Origin of the sequence: Zooshikella harenae, from assembly GCF_018837975.1 — a bacterium.
GTDB classification, from domain to species: Bacteria; Pseudomonadota; Gammaproteobacteria; order Pseudomonadales; family Zooshikellaceae; genus Zooshikella; species Zooshikella harenae.
In genome coordinates, this window is record NZ_JAGSOY010000310.1 from 1 (window position 1) to 773 (window position 773).

A 773-nucleotide genomic window follows, 5' to 3' on the forward strand; every position below is an offset into this window, starting at 1 on the left:
GATGAGATTTATGTCAAATTTCGACCATTTTATGGTTACTCCGAAAAACCTCAAGGGCTAAGTTATATTATGATAATTCATGGTAACTTGTATTCAGACCCAAATAAGTACAAAAAACGCTAAAAGTGAAAAACTATAATGACTATGAACAGAATACATAAATCAACAACACAGTTAACTCTGCAGGTATTACTTTTAATTACTTTAATGCCAATAACCGCTTTTTCAAATGATAACGTGGTCGAAATAGATGGCTGTTATCTCAAGTATAATGGCAAGAAAGTTCACTATGGTACCCATAAAGATGAATGGTATAAAGTGTTTGGACCTCCTGATAAAGAAAGCAAAAATATTAGCTGGTTGATTTGGTCGAAGTTTGGCCTAAATGTGTATTTTTCAACAGAAACCAATAACACTGGCACAGTGAGTATTTATCTTGCACCAATGGCTGCTGAAAGTGCTTCTATAGAAGAAGCCTATGAAGAAGATGAACCCAATCTTAGAAATAAGATTCGATACCGTAGCTGGCTTGCACACACCAAAAGCGCTCGCATTAAAATACGTGGGCAAATATTAGACTGGCAAATTCATCCCTATGAGTTTAATGCGCTTTTAAAAAAACACAACAAACCTACCCTATTTTCAGAAGACTTTTTTGGTTACTTTGGCAGATTACCCTGTGACAATGGCAAATCAGCCCACTTACATTATTTACTACCTGATTTGAGCATTCTTTACACAATGGAAGACTAACTAAACCACTACAGGGTCAA

At 35.4% G+C, this 773-nt stretch carries 1 protein-coding gene; it reads left to right on the forward strand.

The annotated features are described in order from the left end of the window. The first annotated feature begins 138 nt into the window (after positions 1-138). A complete protein-coding gene (locus KCG35_RS25840; protein WP_215822768.1) occupies positions 139-753 on the forward strand; it encodes a DUF7738 domain-containing protein in 615 nt (204 codons plus the stop codon). Positions 754-773 lie beyond the last annotated feature (20 nt).

Excerpts from the sequence above, each read along its gene's own strand:
- KCG35_RS25840 (WP_215822768.1), top strand. The coding sequence starts at position 139 with ATGACTATGAACAGAATACATAAATCAACAACACAGTTAACTCTGCAG.